The sequence below is a fragment of the Dorea phocaeensis genome (assembly GCF_900240315.1).
In the GTDB taxonomy this organism is placed as follows: domain Bacteria; phylum Bacillota; class Clostridia; order Lachnospirales; family Lachnospiraceae; genus Dorea_B; species Dorea_B phocaeensis.
The window spans coordinates 133,745-154,926 of the sequence record NZ_OEPZ01000003.1; the positions used below are offsets into that span (position 1 = coordinate 133,745).

Genomic DNA, 21,182 nt, shown 5'->3' on the forward strand with positions numbered 1-21,182 from the left:
GTATCCTCCTAAATTAATCTCTTTATGACTTCAAGGCGCTCCATGATTTCTTTTGCAGGAGTACCTTTGTTAACAGGCTCCTTGATTTCTGCCTGTTTTGTCGCTGTTACCTTTGGCTTTTCATAATGCTTTTCCAGCTTATTAAAAAGTGCATTATTTACTGCCTTGCGTGAAAAAAGCATCGAATCAGAAAGAATATCCTTCTTATCGGTGCTTTTCTCATCTTCCATATTTTCTGTTTTTTGAATCACATCGTCTGCAAATCCAAGTTCCACTGCTTTATTTGCGTCCATCCATGTTTCTGAATCCATCAAATGTGATAATTTTGCCCTTGATAGACCTGTCTTTATCACATAGGCATTGATAATAGATTCTTTCACTTCCGTAAGCATATCCATTACCTTTTGCATTTCGATGTGATCACCAAATGCAAATGTAGCCGGATTATGAATCATCATCATAGACACAGGTGACATTAAAATTCTATCTCCTGCCATTGCAATAACCGATGCCGCAGAAGCTGCAATGCCATCAATCTTTACTGTCACGCTTCCTTTATATTCTGTAAGCATGTTATAGATTTGCGCTGCTGCAATACAGTCACCACCCGGTGAATTAATCCATACAGTGATATTGCCACTTCCGGCATTTAATTCATCTTTAAAAAGCTGCGGCGTGATATCATCATCAAACCAACTATCTTCAGCAATGGTTCCGTATAACTCAAGAATTCGTTCTGTTACTTCTTCGTTTTCTTGATTTACTGTTTTGTGATTCTTCCAGTTCCAGAACTTCTTGTTCTTCATCATCTTCCTCCTCTCCCTTTGATGTATTTGAGCTAGCTGCAAAGATTCCTGCATCTTCAAGCTTTGTCATATTCCCATTGATGAGATACAAATCTCCACCAAGTTCAGCTGGAATCCTATCTAGGTTTTCAAGCTCCCTAATGTCATTCGCAGACATCCAGCCGTTTTGTCTTGCTGTAGCATATCCATTCATACGACTTTGGTAATCTCCTCGTAGTAGTCCATCTACATTAAACTTAATAAAGTATTTCTTTTTCTCCTCCTCAGAAAGAAGCGAACGCATCATATTCTGCTCCCATCTTGAAACCCAAGGATCAAGTGTATATTTCACAAACTCTAAGGACTGCTGCTCAATATTAGAAAAGCTCGACTTCTCAAGGTCACCTACCATATGAGGCGGAACTCTGAAAATTCGAGCGATCTCATCAATCTGAAATTTTCTTGTTTCTAAAAACTGTGCTTCATTTGGAGAAATAGAAATCGGTGTGTATTTCATTCCTTCTTCTAGAACCGCTACTTTATGTGAGTTTGCACTTCCTCCAAAGGTCTGTGACCAGCTATCTCTTACCTTTGACGGATCCTTTAGAGTTCCAGGATGCTCTAATACACCACTTGGTGCAGCACCATTTGCATAGAATTTACTTCCGTATTCCTCAGCTGCGATTGCTAGACCTATCGCATTCTTGGCCATTGCAATAGGTGAATAACCTACAAGACCATCAAATCCTAAACCTGGAATATGCATTACTTCATCGGGAGTAAGTTTTACTGACGCACCTTTATTAGTTGGTGCATCATCCTTGCTTACTTGATACTCATAGTACAAAGCTCCATGTTCATCTCGATCTACCTTCATCCTATCCGGCATAAGTGGATAAAGCGCTACTACTTCGCCTTTTCCATTTCGAATCACCTGTGCATAGGCATTTCCCCAAAGGAGTAGATGCGTCATAAGTGTTTCTCGAAAGACAAAGCTTGTCATTTCAGGATTTGGCTCATCATGAAGCAGCCTATATAACGGATGATCTATTGCCTTTACCTTGCTTCCGTTTTCTCCATATTCATAAAAATGTAATGGAAGACTTGCTACAGCTTCAGATAAAATACGAACACAGCTATACACAGCTGTCATTTGCATGGAAGAACGCTCATTTACTCTCTTTCCGCTTGTACTATTTCCCATGAAAAAGCTGTAGGAACTTCCACTTGTTCTATTTTTAGGTGCATCTCGCATTCGAAATATTCCTTTAAGAATTCCCATAAATTTTCCCTCACTTTCAAATAAAAAGCACCTACCATTTTGATAGATGCTCTTATACTTTATATTATTTTTAATTGATTGGGTATTTTTAATCTTAACAACGCACTTCTTTGCTCAAATGCCCAACAAAACCAATTGTTCAAAATCTTTTTTGCTGTAGGCATATAAATAGTTCCACCAATACATTCTTCCAATTTATTTTTCCATTCTATGAATGAATTATCATAAGTAACACCAACAGTTATGTTATCGTATTTATGAGTTGTTTGGAAATAATAAACTCTTGATGGATATAATTTTGTAATACCGTGTTGATTACACTCAACCTCTTTAATAAGATTTATCATTACGCTACTATTCAACAGAATCACCTTCCTTTACTACATAAAGTTGCACGCTCGACGAATTCTTTCCTGCCGGTTCAACTTTAGGCAACTTTCCTCCTTTAACCAAATGATAAAAACATCTACCTAAACTTAGTTTTACGCCTCTACTGATCTCATCCCAATCGTCAAAAAGTGACATTACTGTGAAAGGACAATTTTTAGGTTGTTTTACAGCTGCTTTCTTTAAAAATTCGTACCTGTAATCAAAGTCATCATCAGAAATTGGATACCTTTTAACGTACTGCGAAATAGACAATCCTTTCTCTTTTGCTAATTTCTCTACTTCTTCAAACTCTTTGTCCGTTAGAGTTACTACTACTTGATTTGACATAACTCTCTCCTTTCATATTAGGTTATATAACCTTTTTATATTCTGATTATATAACCTAAACAGAAAGATGTCAATTGTTTTTAAACAAAAAGAATGCCTCGACAATCATAAACTGATTCTGTTACTTCATTTCCACAACGAATGGCTCTATCAAGTGCCATAATAGTTGCAATGGCACCGTCAATTTTTTCTGTTGATTTTTCCTTATCTGCTTTGATGTTTCCTGCAGGGTCAGTTCGTATGAAAATATTATCCATATTCCATCTAAGAACAGGATGACCACCATGAGCAATTTTTTCTTCAAGAACTAACTTCATAAGTTCCTTTGTTGGTGGACTCATGTCCTTAAATCCCTGTCCAAATGGAACTACTGTAAATCCCATACCTTCTAGATTTTGAACCATCTGTACTGCTCCCCATCTATCAAATGCGATTTCTCTGATATTAAAACGCTCACCAAGACTTTCGATAAAAGTTTCAATGTATCCGTAATGCACCACATTTCCTTCTGTTGTTTGAAGATATCCTTTTCTTTCCCATAGGTCGTAAGGTACATGATCACGTCTAACTCTTAAATCAAGCGTATCTTCCGGCACCCAAAAATACGGAAGAACAATGTATTTATCATCTTCATCCGTTGGTGGAAAGACTAAAACAAAAGCTGTAATATCCGTTGTGCTGGAAAGGTCAAGGCCCCCATAACATACACGACCTTCTAGGTCATCTTCATTTATAGGAAAATTACATGCATCCCATTTCTCCATCGGCATCCATCTGACAGACTGCTTTACCCATTGATTTAGCCTAAGCTGTCTGAAGGAGTTTTCTTCTCCAGGATTTTGCTTTGCAGATTCACATGCTGCTTTTACTTTTTCTATGGCTACAGTGATTCCTAGCGATGGATTGGCTTTCTTCCACACTTTTGGGTCTGTCCAATCTTCCGATTCATCTGCACCATAGATTACAGAATAAAAGGTAGGATCAATCTTTCTTCCTGCTTGAATATCCAAAGCTTTTTGGTGTATCTCATAGCAGATGGAGTTTGTATCATTACCGGCCGTTGTAATAAGAAAATACAGTGGCTGCATACGTGCATCACCAGACCCTTGTGTCATAACATCATAGAGTTTTCTATTTGGCTGGGTATGAAGTTCATCAAAGATAACCCCATGCGTATTAAAGCCGTGTTTGTTTGCTACATCGGCGGATAATACTTGATAAAAGCTATTTGTCGGTTTATATATAATCTTTTTCTGCGATTCCAGTATCTTTACTCGTTTCATAAGTGCCGGACAGAAACGAATCATATCAACGGCAACATCAAATACGATTTTTGCCTGATTTCTATCTGCTGCACATCCGTAGACTTCTGCTCTTTCTTCTCCATCTCCACATAAAAGAAGAAGTGCTACGGCAGCTGCAAGTTCACTCTTTCCCTGTTTCTTAGGAATTTCGATATATGCAGTATTAAACTGTCTATATCCATTTGGCTTTAAGACACCAAACAGATCTCTGATGATCTGCTCCTGCCAATCAATAAGTTCAAATTTCTTACCCGCCCATGTTCCTTTTGTATGGCATAGCTCTTCAATGAAGCTGACTGCAAAATCTGCCATCTGCTTATCATAATGCGAGGACTTTGCCATGAGCTTTGTCGGTGTATATTTCTTTAGTTTTCTCAAATGACTTACCTCCACGAAAAAAGGACCCCATCGGAGTCCCTTAAACTGCTTTATTATATTTTTTCTTGAATCCTATCGATAAATTCCAATAATTTATCTTTGCTTAGCTCGGACAGCTTTTTATATAGCGTAGCTTCCTCTTTTGATTTTGCAATTGGAAATGGGTATTTTATCAGCCCTAAAAAATATTCAGTTGAAACATTATATGCTCGTGATATAGCTGCAAGTTCTTCTAGCTCCAGCATACTTTCCTCATCCAAAATACTCTGCACTCTTTCCGTTTCAAGATTGCATTTTTCTGCAAATTCTGCCACATCTATATTTTGATATTTCATATACGCTTTTAAATTTTTACTGATTTCTTTCTTTAGATCCAACACATCTACCTCCTTCATAGACATCTCGGTGTATATTCATAAAGCTTTCAATATATAGATTATATATCCTGGTGCTCTGTATGGCTATGAATTGTTGCAAGTATTTCTTCCTGCTCCTTTTCATCAACACCGATACTTTCAAGTGCCTCTCTTGTTCCACAATCCGGGCAAATATATGTCTTATTATCTGTCCTAGAAAGTGCAGGTCTTCCTCTGTACGCTTTACCGCATCTAGGGCAAATGGCTGTTCTTCTTTCTTCAGTCTTCATATGAATCCCTCCTACTAATAGCTAGTGCATCATACAGGTACTTTTCATCAAATCCAAATGTCTGGTATCCATCAAGGCAGGTTCTGACATAATAGCTACTTGGACTTCCTAGTTTTCTTTCTTCATGCATGATATACACGAAGGCTTCTTTTCTTCTGATTTTTCCTGTTCTAATTCCTTTGACATCAAGTGTCATGGTTTTCTTGTAATAAAATGTAGGATATCCTTCATAGCAGTCTAGCGATGTTTCATCACTTTTTGTTACTTCCCAAACAACTACAGGAACTTTCTCGCCTTCCTTTGGTTCAATGGTTAGGTAAGAACCCGTCTTACTTCCTTTAAACAAAAGCTGATAATCATAAATAAATGATGTTCCAATAATCCTTGCATTTGGGCATCTTACTCTCATTTGAGGTAGATTTAAGTTGCTGCCGTAGGCAATGTAATACTTTTTATTCATTTGGTTTTCCATCCTTTCTGAAGGGAATACCCTTCTACCACCTTAAGACCACCGAAGTGGTCAGCTGTTTCTATTAAGGTGACAGAAGGCTATCTCCTTGCAGTTCGAAATGCTGTATCTCCTGCAAGTCTTTTCGTTAAGATTTCTCTTGCAGTTTTAAATTCATCTCCAATGAACCCGAGTCTAAGTAGCCATGTCCTCATTGCGTACTTTGGATTTTCTGTCTGCTGTGGTTTTGGACTTGCCGTTTTTACTTCCTTTGCCATTTGGCTAAGTGCCATGCAAAACTGAATGTAGCTTTTAAGCTGTCCGGCATGAAGTCCGTTTAGTTTTCCATTTGCAGGTTCATCAAACTGAAATAATCTAAATTCAATGGTTCCTTTTGTAAATGTTGCGTGGAAGTTTAGCATATGATATCGGCTGTCGTTGTAATGATGGTCTCTTCCGTAATCACAATTCTGTGCGCTGTACCAAATGTCTGCGAATCTGCTCATGGTCTTTGGCTTTTTCTTGTTAAGCTGTTCTAAAAATTTAGGATTCACCATTCTGCAATATCTTCTAATTCTTCCTCTATCCAAATTCAAAGCGTCTGCTAAAAGTTCTTCGTGGCTTGCCATAATATTTGCAAGGTTTCTCATAGTCTGTGGTGTATGGCCTTTTGCTCCGATGTGAATATGTACTCCGCATCCTCTTGATGCATCGCTTTTTGCTCCGGCTTTTCTAAGCCTTCTAATTAATTCCTGCAAGGTTTCCATATCTTCGTAGGTAAGAATCGGTGTTACTAATTCGCATTTATGTGCATCGTCTCCGGCAATACTTACATCCTTTTGAAACTTCCATTCTCTTCCCTGACTGTCCCAAGCTGACCATGTCATGTAGCCATGTCTTGGTGCTGTGTTTTTGTATTCTCCTGTTCCAAAGAAGTCTGCTGCAATCTTTGCTGCTTGATTTCTTGTAATGCAGTTCATTTCTACTTCAACGCCTATTGTCTGCTTTTTCATTTTTTCAATCTGATGTGCTATTTTTTCGTTCATTTTCTGTACCTCCATTTTGTGTATCTCCCTTTTGGTAGTACTATATATCACTCTAAAAGCACATAATAGCAAGTCAATTTTCGATAATAACTACATTATTTTTCATCTATTTTTCTGCATTTATCAATGCCATAGACCACATTTAAACTGCTGCCATTATCCCAAGAAACAAGAATGCTTGCTGTATCATCGACACCTCTTACTGTGCCTTTCGTACCAATAGGAGGTGACTGAAAATCATCCATTCTTACAAGCTGCACCCTTGTTCCAATTGGGTATTCTTTTCTTATCTTTTCTACAATATCTCTGCTTGGTAAAAACATGATTCATCGCCTCCCTTCTTGGCATCTCTAAAAGCAGAAGATCCTTCAAGGTTTTTAAGAAGGATTTTTCTATCTTCTTTAAACTCTGATCCAATGAATCCAAGTCTTAAAAGAAAACAGCGGAATGCATATTTTTCATTATCGACTTCCTTTTCTTTTGCCTGAACTCTTTTCTGTGTAATGCTCATCTTACAAAGTGCTGCAATAAATCTTGTGTAGGTCTGAATTCTTGTATCATCCGGACTTTCTTTAAACCAAGGAAATGAAACCTTTTCTAAATCAACAATGATTGGTAGGTCACTAATTCCAAGAGCCTTTTTAATAAGATTTGCTTTTGAATTAATAATTGCTGAAAGCTTTTCTACCTGCACCTGCTCAAGTGGAATTGCCACTGTTAGCCCCAAATCTTCCCTCTGTGGCTCTTTTACCGGTTCTTTGGGTAAATCATTGTCTTCTGCATAAAAGCCTTTACTTTGAAGTTTCAGCAGAAGGTTTTCAATATCCTTCGGGAATACATTTTCTTCAAAATTCAATGCTCCGTTTTTATCAACAATCAAACCGCCGAAATCGTATGCAGCTGTTGGCATTCCTAAATATTTAGGTTTAGTGTTAAGAATTTCAGAAATTGCCTTAATGAGTTCTTTCCTTTCTGCTCCTTTTTTGTTAAATTCAACTTTCATTTTAAGTACCTCCTTATCTTTTGGTACTCTATACATCACTCTAAAAGGTACATATATCAAGTGTTATTTTTCATTTTTCTCATTTTCTTTTGCAGCATAATATGCAATGCCGGAAAGAACAAACACAACATTAGGAAGTGCTACGCCATTTCCCCACATCTTATATTCAGCAGAATCTGAATGGGGATTTTTAAGCCATTTTCGAATCTGATTCTTCGACTTAGACTTAGTGGTTTTTCCAAGAGCCTTTTTATGTGTTTCAAAGACTTCTTTCCAAAATTCTATCTCTTTATCGGTTGGTTCTTCTGTTTCCAATCCATCACACCACCAATCAGGAAAACCTTGAAGTCTTGCACATTCTGTCGGCGTCAACCTTCTTACAATATACTCGGTTTCTAATTCATCGTTTACAATCGGCGGATCCTTATAATCTGTAGCAACAAGCGTATTTGCCAGTTCCTCTTCTGCTGTTGTAAAAAATGAAGCCTTTGATGAACTAAGCGCGGGATGAGCCACACCACTCGGTCCTGCTGCAACAATTGTAGGTTCGATCTCCTTCTCAATCTGAAAGCTGAATTTTGCATTGTATCCTTGATTCATAGCAGGTCTTCCAATCCCATAAGCTACGCCATGCTGTTCTGTAGCATTTAAGGTATACATCACATCGTCCTCTTTATATCCATCCCCTTTATGTGATGGTCTTGTTCCATTTCCCTCAATCACAGCCATGCCACCTTGATTACAAGCAGGATTTCCGCCATTTGCATCCAGGCATTTAGCTGTATCTGCTTTATAAAATCCACTATCAGGATTTGCTGATTTCATAGAATTACTGTCTTTGGAACAAATGCCATATACAACAGCAACTCCACCTTGATTGGAATCAGGAGCATTTCCTCCAGTATCAATGGTTCTTGATGTATCTGTTTCATAGCAGTTCTGCCTTGCGTTCTTTGTACCTTCTGATGTAAATCTCACATCAAAGCACTTTGCCTCTTCCACTACAAACGGCTGATTATTGCCACCCGTTCCATAAGTAGAAAGAACCGTCTGTGCAACATCAAGAGGTCCTGTGTAACGAGAATCCTGTCCATGATTTTCAAATACTAAGCCACTTGAGACTGTATCAACAATGCCCTTTCCAAAACTTCTGGCAGTTTCTTGCCACGCTCTGAAGCTCTCCTTAGAATACCCAGACACGCCTTCGGACTCAAATAGTATTTTTCCGGCACACCAACCTGCAAAATCTGCGACAAGGTAGATACGTTTTCTTCTCTGGGGAACTCCCCAAAACTGAGCATCAAGCTGTCTCCATGCAACTGAGTAATCATCTCCCAGGATTTTACCTGCTCTCTGCCATTTTGAAGGTTTAGGCACTGACACATGATCATCTTTGATTTTACAGACTTCTTCAAGGACTGCTCTGAAGTCTTCTCCTTTGTTACTGGAGAATGCTCCTGGGACATTTTCCCAGACAATAAATCTTGGATATCTGCCATTTGTCTTACACCTCATTTCTTTAACAATTCTAATTGCTTCATAAAACAAACTGGAGCGACTTCCCTTAAGTCCATCTCTCTTTCCGGCAATGCTCATATCTTGACATGGACTTCCGAAAGTAATGATGTCTACAGGTGGAATCTCTCCTCCATTCATTTTAGAAATGTCTCCATAGTGCTTTACTTGTGGTAATCTTTTCTTTGTTACTAGAATAGGAAAAGGCTCAATTTCTGATGCCCACAAAGGGGTAATACCAGAAATCAAGCCTCCCAAAGGAAAACCTCCACTACCATCAAATAAGCTTCCTAGTGTTAATTTATTCATTTGAATCATCCACCTCAATCACCAGTTTAGAGTAAGGAATCTTTTCTCCATCTCTTATCACAAATACACCATCTTCATCCCCAGTATCCTCAACATATCGTCTTAAAATAACGGAAGCATACCTTTCATCAAGTTCCATAGTGTAGCAAATACGATTTGTTTTCTCACAAGTAATAAGTGTTGATCCGCTACCACCAAATGTATCAAGCACGATGGCATTTTCTTGACTTGAGTTTCCAATCGGATATGCTAAAAGGTCTAATGGCTTTGATGTCGGATGATGCTTGTTTTTCTTAGGCTTATCAAAGTTCCAGATGGTTGTCTGACTTCTGCCGGCACTTTTGCTCCAGTAATGTTTACCATTTTGAAGAAATCCGTAAAGAACAGGTTCATGCTGCCACTGATAATCAGAACGACCAAGCACTAACGAGTTTTTCACCCAGATACAGCATCCGGATAAATGAAATCCCGCATCTATGAAAGCTTTTCTAAAGTTCAATCCTTCCGTATCTGCATGGAACACATAAGAAGAACCTCCTTTTTCAAGATGTGCTGCCATATTCTTAAACGCACCAAGAAGAAACTCATAGAACTTTTCTCCTGCCATTTTGTCATTTTTAATGGAGAGTCCATCGGAACTTTCAAAGGCCACATTGTACGGTGGATCCGTAATCACAAGATTTGCTTTCTTGCCGTCCATTAAAGCAGACACATCTTCATCTGATGTTGCATCTCCGCACATCAGCCTATGCCTTCCTACTGTCCAGATGTCTCCCCGCTTTACAAACGCAGCTTTTTCAAGTGCATCAGATAAATCATAATCATCATCTTCTACATCTGATGTATCATCTGTTCCAAATAATTCTTCAATCTCACTTTCATCAAATCCAGTAAGTCCAATATCAAAGTCCTCACCTTGAAGTGATTCTATCTCAATACGAAGAAGTTCCTCATCCCATCCAGCATCCATTGCCATTCGGTTATCAGCTAGGATATATGCTTTCTTTTGAGCTTCTGTAAGATAGTCCACAAACACACACGGAACTTCTAAGATTCCTTCTTCTTTTGCAGCAAGGATTCTTCCGTGACCAGCAATAACATTAAATTCTCTATCGATAATAACTGGATTGATAAAACCGAACTCACGAAGAGAAGCTCTCAGCTTTAAAATCTGCTCGGCAGAGTGAGTTCTTGCATTATTTACATAGGGTATCAATTTTGATACAGGAACTAACTGCATCTCTGTTGTTGTCTTTCCCATAAACTCCTCCAATTAAAAAAGACCCCACTCAGCGAATTTCTCAAATCCACCGATAGAGTCTATATATTCTTTTGCTATTTGTACAATCTCGCTGTAAGGTTTATCATCAACTTCTTCATCCCCAATTGCACAGCTAAGTTCTACTGGCTTTCCAGTTTCCTGTGCTTTGAGAAATGCATAAATATTTACACTTACATCTGCTTTTGATAAATCCTTACCATGAAGTCCACCACCTGTTACAGAGTCAGCCATATCAGAACCAAGCTTTCTATTTGTTGCCCCAGTATCTACATCTGTGCCACCAGTCCAATCACCAAGTGGATTTACTTCTGCATTAGGATATGTACTTTTTAAAAGTGTAGTTTTTACATTGCTCTGGCAAATGATAAGTCTTGCTTGGTCTAAAATGTACTTTCCATCATAGGGATGATCTTTATAAATATCTCGTGCAATCTTCGATAACTCTTTCTGTTCATCCGTAAGTGGCATTCCTTTAAAGATTCCATTATCTCCACAACGAATCTTATCTTTCTGGTTATTTGAAAGATGGGTATCTTGAGATACGATCACAATGTCACACTTTACATTTCCGGCAATTCTCTTGATTGCACTATTAATCTTGTTTTTATTTAAGTCTGCTGTTGTTTCGATAATTGCATGACATTTGCCATGACCAAGCAAAACTTCTACAGCAACTTTTGGATTTTCTTCTGTCATATATGCCATATCCACAATAGCACCTGCAATTCTATCGCAGATTTTATCCGGGTGTTTTGGATTTACTTTTTCAATCATATTATCTTCCTTCCCTTGCTCTTAATAGTCTTTCCATCAAATCGTTTTGTGGAGCAGCATCCGAATAATCGGTACTGCAGTTTTCTTTTACAATTTGAAATATTTCATTCCAAAGCCTTACAGCTTGGTTCATATAGTTAATACCAATGTTAATAAACGGTGATGGTATTGGTTTTTGTGTAGTTGGATGCTTAGAAAGAAATCCTAGTTTATTGGTCATCTCTTCACACTGAATCCATCTAGCTGAGCACATTGCGTATCTCTCTAATAGCTGCGGAGATACTTTAGCAGCACATCCGATTTTTTGTAGCCAGTTCCATGTTTCCGTATATATTTCATGTGCCTGAAGTTCACTTCCATCACGCTGCTCTGCTGACAAGAAGTCATGTGGCTTTGGCATTTCCACACCTTCTACTTCTGGAATATCCAAGACCTCAATTCTTCGTCCTCCAGGATTTCCATTCTTCGCTTTTTCGGATGCTGCAGTTTTCTTACGACCTGCACCAGGTCTAGCACCACCACGCCCGCCGATATTATTAGATTTTGTAGGCATGTTTCTCAGACCTCCTTTATTACCCTTTTGATTTTGCATTTTTTACACACGAGACCCCACGCCGTTCCCCAGGTCCTTTATCGTGTTGAGATTTTGACCGCCCCTGGGTCTTTTTTTTCTCATCAAATCGTGCTTTTTTTAATGTGTGACAAGGTAAGACTGTCATTTCCTATACTTATATATAGAAATTAATTTTTAACCTCTATAGAAAAGGTATGTAAATACCCGTCATAGCTTGTCACCCTTAATATTTATACACATGATATTTCTTACTTTCCTGATAATCTCCACGCTCTGCATGAATCTTTGCATGACATGATTTACAAAGTGCTATAAGGTTTCCTTGATCATGCGTTCCACCTTCTGACAGTGGTTTGATATGATGTACTTCATCAACAGGTACAACAATGCCTTTTTCAAAACACCTCTCACAGAACGGATGCTGTGACACATACTTATCACGGATTCTTTTCCATGCTCTTCCGTACTTACGGCGTACAGCTTTATCTCTACCGTACTTCTCGTAGGCACGATTCATTTCCGTTTCATGCTCTTCACAATATGTTTTCTCTGTTAAGTTTGGACAGCCAGGATACTTGCAGGGTTTCTTTGGTAATCTTGGCAACACTTCCACCTCCTTTTGGACATAAGAAAAGCCCTTGCAGGTTTTCCTACAAAGGCTTGTACTTAATCTATTTTTGCTATTATAACTATATCACACTTGGGCAGTGAATTACAGGTGAACTCAGGTGAATTCGAGTGAACTCTTTTAGCCTAATTCCTCATCAAGTCTCTCCAAGGCACGGCCATGAAGAGAGTAAAGCCATCGTTTGGTGTAGAACAAACTGTTTGCTATATCATTCCATGACTGGTATTTGAAATATCGGCTTATCAGTATGGTCTGATATTCTGGTTCTTCAATTCGACCAATTGCCTCCAAGAGATACAGTTTCTCATATTCAAGCTTTTTCTCATCTTCTTTTATCTCGTTTTCAAGGTCAATATACTTAAGAATCGTTTCTTCAAGTCTTGACCTTCCTTTATTAGGATTCCTTGGCATATCATCAAACTTTGGAGATGAAATACCGCTACTCATTTCCTTGAGAACAGCCAATCGTTCCTTCTTGCTTTGAATGTAAGATTCCATTCTTGCTATCTTTTTCAAGTATTCCTTAGCTGCCATAGGCACCACCTCCGATTCTTGCCTTAACCGCATCAATAAGATTGGTCTGTGTTTTCTCTTTGATCCTTAATGCCTTCATCACATCTTCATCAATAGTATCCTTTGAAATAATATGGTGTATGACAACCGTGGATTTCTGCCCCTGTCTCCATAACCTTGCATTGGTTTGTTGATAAAGTTCCAATGACCATGTAAGACCAAACCATATAAGGGTTGACCCACCACTTTGAAGATTTAAGCCATGTCCGGCACTTGCAGGATGGATTACGGCAATCGGTATCTCTCCACTATTCCAATCCTTGATATCCTTCGAATTCTTAATTTCACGAACCTTGAATCTTTCCTTAATTCGTTCCAAATCATGGTTATACCAGTAAGCCACAAGGACAGGCTTGCCATTTGCCCCTTCAATCAAGTCCTCAAGTGCATCAAGCTTACGGTCGTGGATATGGAATACCGATTTTTCTTCGTTATAGATAGCACCATTGGCCATCTGCAGAAGTTTGCCTGAAAGAGCAGCTGCATTTGCAGCATCTATTTCTTCATCTTCCAAAGACACCACCATTTCCTGTCTTAATTTCTCATATACAGACCATTCCTTTTCTGAAAGGTTTACTTCCACTTCGTTCATTATGCATTCAGGCATTTTAAGAAAATCTGCCGACTTCATAGAAATCGTAATATCCGATATCAGTCTGTAGATGGCATCTTCCGCACCAGATCTTGGTTTATAGGAAAATATCATCTGCTGATTTCGTTTATCCGGCACAAAGAAATTGTTGCGATAATGTGTGATGTATCTTCCGAGCCTTTCTCCCATGTCAAGGATTCTAAACTCTGCCCACAAATCCATAAGTCCATTACTGCTTGGAGTCCCTGTAAGACCCACGATTCTTTTTACCTTTGGTCTTACCTTAAGAAGGCTTTTGAATCGTTTAGCCGATGCTGACTTGAAAGACGATAATTCATCAATAACAACCATATCGAAATCGAACGGAAAGCTGCTCTTATTGATAAGCCAGTCCACATTCTCTCTGTTTATTAGATAGATACCAGCACTTTTTCTTAATGCCTCTTTTCTCTCCGGCTCTGTACCTATAACAACCGAATAGGTAAGACCCTTTAAGTGATCCCACTTTTCAATCTCTGCAGGCCATGTATCTCTTGCTACTCGAAGGGGTGCAATCACAAGAACCTTTCTTACTTCAAATCTGTCATAAAGGAGTTCATTGATTGCCGTTAAGGTAATCACGCTCTTTCCCATACCACAATCAAGGAAAATTGCCGCCACAGGATGTTCTAGCACAAAGTTTGTTGCATATTCCTGATAATCATGAGGATTGTATTTCATCTATGACGCCCCCAATCACATCCGTGTTATCAACCACATAGCAGGGAAAGCCTAAAGCTGATAACTGTTTTATTCTTCTTTTCTGTAAGGCTCTTGGTTTCTTGCCAGGAGCCTTGAGTTCTACAAAAGCTATTCTCCCTTTTGGAAGAAGAACCAGTCTGTCCGGCACTCCGTCAAATCCGGGAGATGTAAACTTGATGCAGAAACCTCCTGCAAGCTTTACAGCTTTTACAAGTTTCTGCTCTACTTCTTTTTCACGCATTTGTGCCACCTCCATCAATATCAAATTTGATGGTGTGACAGGGTAAGACTGTCATTTCCTATACTTTATATATAGACTTAATTTTTTTACCCTATAGAAAAGGATAGTAAATAGCCGTCATTAACTGTCACACCTACTGTCATTCGTCCTCTTCCATAAATTCTGTCTTGAGTCTTAAGCCTTTAATGTATCTGCCTTTACGGTCACGATATCTTTCAAAGCCGACCGTTTCCAAGGCTGTGTAGAAATCTGTTGTGCTTCTTGTAAACTCACCCACCTGGGTACAGAAGATTCGATACTCGTTATATACCTCACTCGACTTCGCCACATAGGTAGGGTCAAGTTCGCAGCGTTCACTTAAGAAGTAGGAAAGCCAGTCATTACTTTCCTTATAATGCTCAATGGCATCACGCACCTTCTGTGGAGGGTCAATCTTGTAGTTGTCTGCGATTACCTTTTTCGCACCTTCAATTACCCATGTAAGGATTGCTCCACCTGCCTTTTCAAACAGATAGTCTGCATAGTTTTTGATATCAGCACTTCCTTCAATTTTGGCATCAAACGGAATAACGATAAGTCTTCTCCAGGTACCTTTATCAATCGCACCGACCTTTGGTAGATGATTTGTATAAAGCACAAGTGTATGTGTCGGAGTATAAGAAAATGGATCCTTATATTTCTTTTCAGCATAAATTTCATCAGTAGAACAGAGCTGCTTTACATTGGCAGTATTTAATCTCATGCCTTCTTCAAGTTCTGCTGCAATAAGCATTCGCTTACCCTTTGCCTCGGCAAGTTCCGGCTTGACATTTCTTCTGCATCCAACGGTCAGCATATCTGCAGAGATATTTCCTGAATAAGTACCAAGGATTCTTGCGATAACATTCCAAAAAGTAGACTTACCATTGCGACCTTCACCATATGCGATAATAAGTGCCTCCACATATACCTTACCAATAGCAGACAGTCCAACCATTCTCTGAACATAATCAATAAGGTCTGTATCCTTTAAGAAGAAAGTATCCAGTGCATCTGCCCATATATCCGCTCCATCATTTGAAGGATCAACAGTTGTCTGCTTCGTAATGAAATGCTCTGGTCTGTGATCCATTGGAAACTTGATGCCCTGTCTTAAATCATAGGTAAGAGTCGGTGTATTTAGCATGAACTCATCGGCATCAAGGTTTCTCTGTTCCACTTCAAGCATTGGACGTGCTTCTTTCAATGTAGCAGCAATATTCTTTGTATCTCTTCGCTTAATGGCATATTTCTTGTAAACAGAAGCATCTTCATACATCTCATAGGCATGAGCCTGCTGCTTGTTAAACATCTGCACAGCCTTCTTTGTACCAACCGATACAAGAATCTCCATACCTCCATTCTTCACAAGTTCATCCATAGCCTTCTTCATTTCGGTTTCAGCCTCTGCCAGCTGTCTTTCCGTCAAGTCCTGGGAAAACCCCTGCGACTTTGGTTTTGACTCCTCCCAGAAACTGCCGTTGTAGACCATGTAATCAGTAGATGGGGAATAGCGAAGAATATCCTTATACTCCATTGCAAGAACAGTAGCCTGTCCCACATCCGAGAAATCTTTCGGTTTTAATCTGCAGTCGGAATTGTACTGTTCAGGCGGAATGTATCCCTCCTGGTTCGACACCTTGTTACCGAACTTTGACGCACTTCTCCATATCATATTGAGTTCCTTTTCTGGAAGTGGCGGATTACAGAGTTCTGATTTTTTAAGGAAAAGCTGATAAGCCTCCTCTGTATTTCCGTATCTCTTGATAATCTTTCCAGCAATGTGACTCATGGTACTGTTACGCTGACCTTCCGGCACTTGCTCAAGGCTTGCATCGAAATCTGCAAAATCATCCTCTTCCAAATAATCAAGAATGGTTTTATCACCTTCATAGAACTCTACTTCATCCGAATCATTGCCATAAAGAAATCTTGCAGAATCTAATGCGTTAGCATCGTAATAAGGAAAAACATCTGCAATCTTTCTTTTCATGGCGGCATACTCTTCTTCATCTGTAATCGTTGGTATAGGGAAAAACACATGAAATCTTGGTCTTGCCGATTTGTCACCCTTTGGAAGGTTATGGTGTCTACTGTAAGATGCAGCGAAAACGACTCCTGGAATTGAAAGTGCAATATCAAAAGGTGTAAGCCATTCTTCCGAGTTTTCTGAATGGTCATTATCACAGTCAAGAGGAATACAATCTGAGAGTTCAAAGTTATCCTTACTGCGATAGTTTCCTTTATACTTAGCTGTTACATGATCCATCTTTGTTGCTGCGATAAAGGTTTCTTTATCCGTTACTACATTCTTATTTGGATACAGACAGTTACCGCTGTTACCGACACAGTCTGCTGAATAAACAGTAAAATTAATCATATTCTCCGACCTCCTTCATATCCTGAGTGAACCATCTGATTACCATATGTCTTTTTCTTGCTATAGATATTTCATGTGCCATACCATGAGTAATCACACCACCAAAGACCCATACTTCCTTACATTTTCCAAGAAGGACATAATTAAAGTGCATTGCCTTTTCTCTTTCATCCTTATTGGTATCATCCATAAACTGAGGATATAAAAGATGAGGAGTAACAGGAATTGTTCCTTGATCCATAGCAAATCTGCTATATCGTTTTGCATTCATTACATTGGTTTCAACATCACCTGCATATGGACTGCAAACATACACCAACGGAAGATAGGCAGCCTTTTTATCAGCTGCCTTTTCTTCACATTGGATATTGCTAAGCTCCTCATATGTAGTCGGGTCTGCATACCCTTCATGATTTTTCTTATCAATACCCATATCTATTAATCCTCCTGTTCAATAAGTGGTAGAATCCCTTCGTCCTTCAAAAGTTCATAAATGAAGATTCTTCCTTTTTGTGTCCAGTATGTATGCATCACACTTCTGTTCTCATCAATCTGATGTGTTCTTGATTGGGTATAACCACAATCTGCATACTGCTGATAAAGGAGCCAGGTCTTTCTAAACTTGTACTGTACTCCTAATTCATGAAGTAAAGCATTGAATCCTCTACCACTCATCCCATAATCTTTAGCAATCTGTGTAATCGGTACTGTGTTTGTGTTCTGAAGAATTAAGTCATAGTAACTTGCCTTTGGCTGTAATTCTGAAATCTGCTGTTTCTGAATTAATGACAAATGCTTTAAAGCAAGCTTTTCTTCACGTTCCTTTTTCAATTCCTGTAATGCGTTAATAAGAATATCTGGATTAGCTAACACTTCATCAATCGCATATACTCCATGTTTACGAATTGAAGGAAGAACTTCTGATGTTACCCAGCGTTTAAACTCTTTAGCTTTAGGTAATTTACTTGCAAACACTAAACTATACAGACCTGATTCGTTGATCACTGTCAAATCCTGTACTCCTCCAAGGGTGTCACATTTCGTTACGCCCTTATCCTCATCGTCAACATGATCCGCGATTGCTTTTCTTGAATTAGCATAACCAAGACAATCAGCCACATCTTTTCCAACAAACATCACTTCACCATCAACAACTGCTGTTCGCACAGAACCAAACTGTGCATTATTAAAAATCTGTAATTCCATATCGAATTACCTCCTTCTGTTTATTGGGGAAAGAAAATCACTCTCCCTACTTGGTAGCCTTGGGAGAGTGATTAAAAGGACGTTTTTACAAAATCTTTTTCAATTTTTGTAATGCACGATTGTATTTCTTACTAATCTTGTTAGCTTCATTAATTACAAGCTTTTCATACTCATCATCAGTAAGCCCCTCTGCATCGATTAACTTTGATGCTATTTGTTTTGGTGTAGATTTCTTAGAAGCAATAGCAATGAATATTTCCACAAAGTCAGATTTTAACTTCTGCTGGATTACTTCAATTACATCTTCATAGCGTTTTACTCTTTCATCTTCCTCTTCATCTAACTCATATTCTGGATAAGTAACAGCTAAATAGTTCATGATATCAAAAGAGTCATCACTCTCTTCGCAACAAATATAACCTTTTCTGCCATCCATTCTTTTTCTTTTAGGTGTTGGATCAATATGTCTTGTTTCACGATGCCAAATATTGTATTCAGGTTTGTTGTACTGTTCATCAACCTCTTCCTGAATTCTTTTTTCAAAGTGTTCTTGCGTTTCATCTTCTTCAATGGAAATGTTGACCCACTTGCTTGCAGCATCTACATCCATTTCAAATTCCTTAAATTCTGTTTCGTATCTCATCTTTATGATCATCTGTGTTCCTCGCTTTCCGCTAATCCTGGTAAGCGTTGCGAGGACACCAAAAAAATGAGCCGATACTTTTGAAGTACCGACTCGATGACAGCAAAATTACGCATGACGAAATAAGGGTACTTCATAGGTACCTTCCATTGATATTTCAATAGAAGGCTCATATGTGTACCTCGCACCGTATTACGTAATTAGGCTTGAGATATTTGATTTTCTATTTATTCTCCCCTTTTGGGGGAAGGACAGGCTGATTATTTAATCTGTCTCTGTCCTTTAGTCAGCCACGCTTATTTGCGTTTACTTGGCTTTGTTTGTGCTAATGCACTTCCTGCTACTGACTTTGACGTCTTACTGTAGCGACCGTCACGAAGGACTTTACTCGCTTTAGAAGCAACTCTGCTTGATGTTTGCTTTGTATTCTTAGCCATTTCTTTCACCTCCTTTGATTTCTTATACCTTAAAGTTAGCACATAATTTTTTTTGAAATCGGACATGCCATGTCCTGTCAAAAATGCTATAAAAAAACAGCCAGAGTTACCTACTAATTCCTGTTTAGGAATTTTATAGATAACTCCGGCTGTTAGCTCCTCGATTTTACGGGGCAATTTGCGGTAATTTCTTTTACTGATTTACGGCTTTAGCCGCTTCTACCTGGAAGACTACATCTTCCCAAGGTATTTTTTCATATTTATTTTTATCTATTTTCTTTTCAAGAAATATTTTGTCATTCTCAATAATCACATCACAAAATCTCGGCGGTACCGGTTTTGTACTATGTAAATTGCGAATAGGTTTCTTTACCATACACTATCCCCCTTCTTAAAACGGTATTTCATCATCCACATCATCCGATAAATCATCTTGCATGAATGAATCAATAGCAAACATAACATCATTATTAATCTTAGGATGCTCCATCCTGTCTTTTACCGTTTCAAACAATATTTCAAAAAGTGGAGCTACTGGTGTATCATCCTGTGTTGCAACCAACAACTGAGAACCTTTATGTGGAACATACATCCAGGCTTCCTTAGCATATGCAGAAGTATCAGCACTTTTATGCACACTTTTTTCAATATCCATAAGGTAAAGTGTTGTTCCATTTTTCATTCTAAGATTGAAGCAATCACCACAAATGTATGTATGAGGACCAAAAGTCTTTGAATTAAAAACAATTCGTGTAACTTCATCTGGGTATTCGCATTCAGATTCTTCAAAAAATGTTTCCACCTCAAAAAGAGGATGGTCTACAAAACCATTATAATCTGCTTCCATTCTGTTAAGATTAAATGCAGTTTCCCTGTTCCAATCAAGTTTATCTTTTTGTGTGTCTGACTTTAACTTATCAAAAAAATTAACAAGATATTGCTCTGTAGGTGTAAGACCTGTAAGATCAACCGTAACAAGAGTATCAATACTAACTTTTAATAGTTTTGCTGCGGTAACAATAAACTCTATACTAGGTTCAGAAGTGTTACCATCTTTTTCAAGACGTGACATATACCCTAAACGAATACCTGCCTCTTTCTCAATCTGACCAATTTTTACATCTGGCTTCTGTCGAAGTAACTCACGAATATTTGAAAAACATAATTTCTTATTAAAATTTTTACATTCACTCATAAGGGAATCTAATTTAGTAAGATAGCCAGCCCATATATTTCGTTCTTTCTCAAGGGCTTTATATCTTGCTTGAACATCCTCTTCTGTTCCATGATTTTCTGCAAGATCATAAGCCTCCTTGGAATCTGCGGACTCACAAACCATTTCCCATCTTTGTGCTGCATCTTCAAGATCACCTAATCTTGAATTCAAATCATCTACCTTCTCTTCCACAATTTTATATTTTTCTTCTATTTCCTCTTTATTACATAAACCCATACTTGCAGTTACAAGGAACCCTTTTATAACATCTTTTATATCAATATCACTTATCTTCTTATCCATTACTTCATTTGACATAATAGCACCTCTTTCGCATTTGTATGCTATTATTATACATCATTCGCATATTTTGTCAATATATGCAACTTATTTTATTTATTTGCTTTTATTTGCAATATAATTTAATTAATTAAAAAAGACCCA

At 38.3% G+C, this 21,182-nt stretch carries 26 protein-coding genes; all 26 read right to left on the minus strand.

Annotation, left to right across the window (positions count from 1 at the left end):
* Nucleotides 1-8: 8 nt before the first annotated feature.
* The 26 genes from C0979_RS07710 to C0979_RS07835 all read right to left on the minus strand — a co-directional run bounded on the left by C0979_RS07710 (nt 9) and on the right by C0979_RS07835 (nt 21,056).
* On the minus strand, nt 9-806 hold the full coding sequence (locus C0979_RS07710) for a head maturation protease, ClpP-related (RefSeq protein WP_101695412.1): 798 nt from the start codon (nt 804-806) through the stop codon (nt 9-11).
* Entirely contained in the window at nt 724-2,067 is a 1,344-nt protein-coding gene (locus C0979_RS07715; protein ID WP_101695413.1) for a phage portal protein, read from the minus strand. Before C0979_RS07715 ends, C0979_RS07710 begins: the two co-directional genes overlap by 83 nt.
* A 59-nt stretch (nt 2,068-2,126) precedes the next feature.
* Nucleotides 2,127-2,429 (minus strand): hypothetical protein, encoded by a 303-nt coding sequence (locus tag C0979_RS07720; protein ID WP_101695414.1) that lies wholly within the window; start codon nt 2,427-2,429, stop codon nt 2,127-2,129.
* Entirely contained in the window at nt 2,422-2,784 is a 363-nt protein-coding gene (locus C0979_RS07725) for a DUF1413 domain-containing protein (protein WP_101695415.1), read from the minus strand. The genes C0979_RS07720 and C0979_RS07725 overlap by 8 nt, the downstream gene beginning before the upstream one ends.
* A gap of 80 nt (nt 2,785-2,864) precedes the next feature.
* Nucleotides 2,865-4,430, minus strand: a complete 1,566-nt coding sequence (locus tag C0979_RS07730) for a terminase large subunit (protein WP_101695671.1) — start codon at nt 4,428-4,430, stop codon at nt 2,865-2,867.
* Nucleotides 4,431-4,519: 89 nt separating this feature from the next.
* Nucleotides 4,520-4,846: a helix-turn-helix domain-containing protein gene (locus C0979_RS07735; RefSeq protein ID WP_145995108.1), complete on the minus strand. Its 327-nt coding sequence runs from the start codon at nt 4,844-4,846 to the stop codon at nt 4,520-4,522.
* Between the two features lie 56 nt (nt 4,847-4,902).
* Nucleotides 4,903-5,112 carry a hypothetical protein gene (locus tag C0979_RS07740; protein WP_101695417.1) on the minus strand — a complete coding sequence of 70 codons (210 nt, stop codon included), beginning with the start codon at nt 5,110-5,112 and terminating at the stop codon, nt 4,903-4,905.
* Nucleotides 5,102-5,572 carry a gamma-glutamylcyclotransferase family protein gene (locus C0979_RS07745; protein ID WP_101695418.1) on the minus strand — a complete coding sequence of 157 codons (471 nt, stop codon included), beginning with the start codon at nt 5,570-5,572 and terminating at the stop codon, nt 5,102-5,104. The genes C0979_RS07740 and C0979_RS07745 overlap by 11 nt, the downstream gene beginning before the upstream one ends.
* A gap of 89 nt (nt 5,573-5,661) precedes the next feature.
* Nucleotides 5,662-6,606: an amidoligase family protein gene (locus C0979_RS07750; RefSeq protein WP_101695672.1), complete on the minus strand. Its 945-nt coding sequence runs from the start codon at nt 6,604-6,606 to the stop codon at nt 5,662-5,664.
* A gap of 95 nt (nt 6,607-6,701) precedes the next feature.
* The gene (locus C0979_RS07755; RefSeq protein WP_101695419.1) at nt 6,702-6,929 is read right to left on the minus strand and encodes a DUF4314 domain-containing protein; all 228 of its coding nucleotides are present in this window, start codon (nt 6,927-6,929) and stop codon (nt 6,702-6,704) included.
* Nucleotides 6,902-7,609, minus strand: a complete 708-nt coding sequence (locus tag C0979_RS07760) for a virulence protein (protein ID WP_101695420.1) — start codon at nt 7,607-7,609, stop codon at nt 6,902-6,904. The genes C0979_RS07755 and C0979_RS07760 overlap by 28 nt, the downstream gene beginning before the upstream one ends.
* 63 nt (nt 7,610-7,672) lie before the next feature.
* Nucleotides 7,673-9,433 carry a DNA cytosine methyltransferase gene (locus C0979_RS07765; RefSeq protein ID WP_200816250.1) on the minus strand — a complete coding sequence of 587 codons (1,761 nt, stop codon included), beginning with the start codon at nt 9,431-9,433 and terminating at the stop codon, nt 7,673-7,675.
* Nucleotides 9,426-10,694: a site-specific DNA-methyltransferase gene (locus C0979_RS07770; RefSeq protein WP_101695421.1), complete on the minus strand. Its 1,269-nt coding sequence runs from the start codon at nt 10,692-10,694 to the stop codon at nt 9,426-9,428. The genes C0979_RS07765 and C0979_RS07770 overlap by 8 nt, the downstream gene beginning before the upstream one ends.
* Before the next feature lie 12 nt (nt 10,695-10,706).
* A complete protein-coding gene (locus tag C0979_RS07775) occupies nt 10,707-11,489 on the minus strand; it encodes an S-adenosylmethionine synthetase N-terminal domain-containing protein (RefSeq protein WP_101695422.1) in 783 nt (260 codons plus the stop codon).
* Nucleotide 11,490: 1 nt separating this feature from the next.
* Nucleotides 11,491-12,042 carry a terminase gene (locus C0979_RS07780; protein WP_101695423.1) on the minus strand — a complete coding sequence of 184 codons (552 nt, stop codon included), beginning with the start codon at nt 12,040-12,042 and terminating at the stop codon, nt 11,491-11,493.
* Between the two features lie 244 nt (nt 12,043-12,286).
* On the minus strand, nt 12,287-12,667 hold the full coding sequence (locus C0979_RS07785; protein ID WP_101695424.1) for an HNH endonuclease: 381 nt from the start codon (nt 12,665-12,667) through the stop codon (nt 12,287-12,289).
* 144 nt (nt 12,668-12,811) lie between these two features.
* Nucleotides 12,812-13,225: a hypothetical protein gene (locus C0979_RS07790; protein WP_101695425.1), complete on the minus strand. Its 414-nt coding sequence runs from the start codon at nt 13,223-13,225 to the stop codon at nt 12,812-12,814.
* A complete protein-coding gene (locus tag C0979_RS07795; RefSeq protein WP_101695426.1) occupies nt 13,215-14,576 on the minus strand; it encodes an SNF2-related protein in 1,362 nt (453 codons plus the stop codon). The genes C0979_RS07790 and C0979_RS07795 overlap by 11 nt, the downstream gene beginning before the upstream one ends.
* Nucleotides 14,557-14,838, minus strand: a complete 282-nt coding sequence (locus C0979_RS07800) for a VRR-NUC domain-containing protein (RefSeq protein WP_101695427.1) — start codon at nt 14,836-14,838, stop codon at nt 14,557-14,559. The genes C0979_RS07795 and C0979_RS07800 overlap by 20 nt, the downstream gene beginning before the upstream one ends.
* Nucleotides 14,839-14,977: 139 nt before the next feature.
* A complete protein-coding gene (locus C0979_RS07805) occupies nt 14,978-17,236 on the minus strand; it encodes a phage/plasmid primase, P4 family (RefSeq protein ID WP_101695428.1) in 2,259 nt (752 codons plus the stop codon).
* Nucleotides 17,229-17,669 (minus strand): DUF7768 domain-containing protein, encoded by a 441-nt coding sequence (locus tag C0979_RS07810; protein WP_101695429.1) that lies wholly within the window; start codon nt 17,667-17,669, stop codon nt 17,229-17,231. The genes C0979_RS07805 and C0979_RS07810 overlap by 8 nt, the downstream gene beginning before the upstream one ends.
* A 5-nt stretch (nt 17,670-17,674) precedes the next feature.
* On the minus strand, nt 17,675-18,442 hold the full coding sequence (locus tag C0979_RS07815; RefSeq protein ID WP_101695430.1) for a phage antirepressor: 768 nt from the start codon (nt 18,440-18,442) through the stop codon (nt 17,675-17,677).
* 85 nt (nt 18,443-18,527) lie between these two features.
* Nucleotides 18,528-19,097 (minus strand): hypothetical protein, encoded by a 570-nt coding sequence (locus C0979_RS07820; protein WP_101695431.1) that lies wholly within the window; start codon nt 19,095-19,097, stop codon nt 18,528-18,530.
* 284 nt (nt 19,098-19,381) lie between these two features.
* Nucleotides 19,382-19,522 (minus strand): hypothetical protein, encoded by a 141-nt coding sequence (locus C0979_RS12010; protein ID WP_200816251.1) that lies wholly within the window; start codon nt 19,520-19,522, stop codon nt 19,382-19,384.
* Nucleotides 19,523-19,715: 193 nt separating this feature from the next.
* Nucleotides 19,716-19,898, minus strand: a complete 183-nt coding sequence (locus tag C0979_RS07830) for a hypothetical protein (RefSeq protein WP_101695433.1) — start codon at nt 19,896-19,898, stop codon at nt 19,716-19,718.
* A 15-nt stretch (nt 19,899-19,913) separates the two neighbouring features.
* Nucleotides 19,914-21,056 carry a helix-turn-helix domain-containing protein gene (locus tag C0979_RS07835; protein ID WP_101695434.1) on the minus strand — a complete coding sequence of 381 codons (1,143 nt, stop codon included), beginning with the start codon at nt 21,054-21,056 and terminating at the stop codon, nt 19,914-19,916.
* Nucleotides 21,057-21,182 lie beyond the last annotated feature (126 nt).

Coding starts and splice junctions, on each gene's coding strand:
- C0979_RS07750 (WP_101695672.1), bottom strand. CDS start 6,606: ATGAACGAAAAAATAGCACATCAGATTGAAAAAATGAAAAAGCAGACA.
- C0979_RS07820 (WP_101695431.1), bottom strand. CDS start 19,097: ATGATCATAAAGATGAGATACGAAACAGAATTTAAGGAATTTGAAATG.
- C0979_RS07765 (WP_200816250.1), bottom strand. CDS start 9,433: ATGAATAAATTAACACTAGGAAGCTTATTTGATGGTAGTGGAGGTTTT.
- C0979_RS07805 (WP_101695428.1), bottom strand. CDS start 17,236: ATGATTAATTTTACTGTTTATTCAGCAGACTGTGTCGGTAACAGCGGT.
- C0979_RS12010 (WP_200816251.1), bottom strand. CDS start 19,522: ATGGCTAAGAATACAAAGCAAACATCAAGCAGAGTTGCTTCTAAAGCG.
- C0979_RS07815 (WP_101695430.1), bottom strand. CDS start 18,442: ATGGAATTACAGATTTTTAATAATGCACAGTTTGGTTCTGTGCGAACA.
- C0979_RS07810 (WP_101695429.1), bottom strand. CDS start 17,669: ATGGGTATTGATAAGAAAAATCATGAAGGGTATGCAGACCCGACTACA.
- C0979_RS07740 (WP_101695417.1), bottom strand. CDS start 5,112: ATGAAGACTGAAGAAAGAAGAACAGCCATTTGCCCTAGATGCGGTAAA.
- C0979_RS07800 (WP_101695427.1), bottom strand. CDS start 14,838: ATGCGTGAAAAAGAAGTAGAGCAGAAACTTGTAAAAGCTGTAAAGCTT.
- C0979_RS07760 (WP_101695420.1), bottom strand. CDS start 7,609: ATGAAAGTTGAATTTAACAAAAAAGGAGCAGAAAGGAAAGAACTCATT.
- C0979_RS07775 (WP_101695422.1), bottom strand. CDS start 11,489: ATGATTGAAAAAGTAAATCCAAAACACCCGGATAAAATCTGCGATAGA.
- C0979_RS07745 (WP_101695418.1), bottom strand. CDS start 5,572: ATGAATAAAAAGTATTACATTGCCTACGGCAGCAACTTAAATCTACCT.
- C0979_RS07790 (WP_101695425.1), bottom strand. CDS start 13,225: ATGGCAGCTAAGGAATACTTGAAAAAGATAGCAAGAATGGAATCTTAC.
- C0979_RS07830 (WP_101695433.1), bottom strand. CDS start 19,898: ATGGTAAAGAAACCTATTCGCAATTTACATAGTACAAAACCGGTACCG.
- C0979_RS07795 (WP_101695426.1), bottom strand. CDS start 14,576: ATGAAATACAATCCTCATGATTATCAGGAATATGCAACAAACTTTGTG.
- C0979_RS07725 (WP_101695415.1), bottom strand. CDS start 2,784: ATGTCAAATCAAGTAGTAGTAACTCTAACGGACAAAGAGTTTGAAGAA.
- C0979_RS07755 (WP_101695419.1), bottom strand. CDS start 6,929: ATGTTTTTACCAAGCAGAGATATTGTAGAAAAGATAAGAAAAGAATAC.
- C0979_RS07710 (WP_101695412.1), bottom strand. CDS start 806: ATGAAGAACAAGAAGTTCTGGAACTGGAAGAATCACAAAACAGTAAAT.
- C0979_RS07715 (WP_101695413.1), bottom strand. CDS start 2,067: ATGGGAATTCTTAAAGGAATATTTCGAATGCGAGATGCACCTAAAAAT.
- C0979_RS07770 (WP_101695421.1), bottom strand. CDS start 10,694: ATGGGAAAGACAACAACAGAGATGCAGTTAGTTCCTGTATCAAAATTG.
- C0979_RS07835 (WP_101695434.1), bottom strand. CDS start 21,056: ATGTCAAATGAAGTAATGGATAAGAAGATAAGTGATATTGATATAAAA.
- C0979_RS07730 (WP_101695671.1), bottom strand. CDS start 4,430: ATGGCAAAGTCCTCGCATTATGATAAGCAGATGGCAGATTTTGCAGTC.
- C0979_RS07780 (WP_101695423.1), bottom strand. CDS start 12,042: ATGCCTACAAAATCTAATAATATCGGCGGGCGTGGTGGTGCTAGACCT.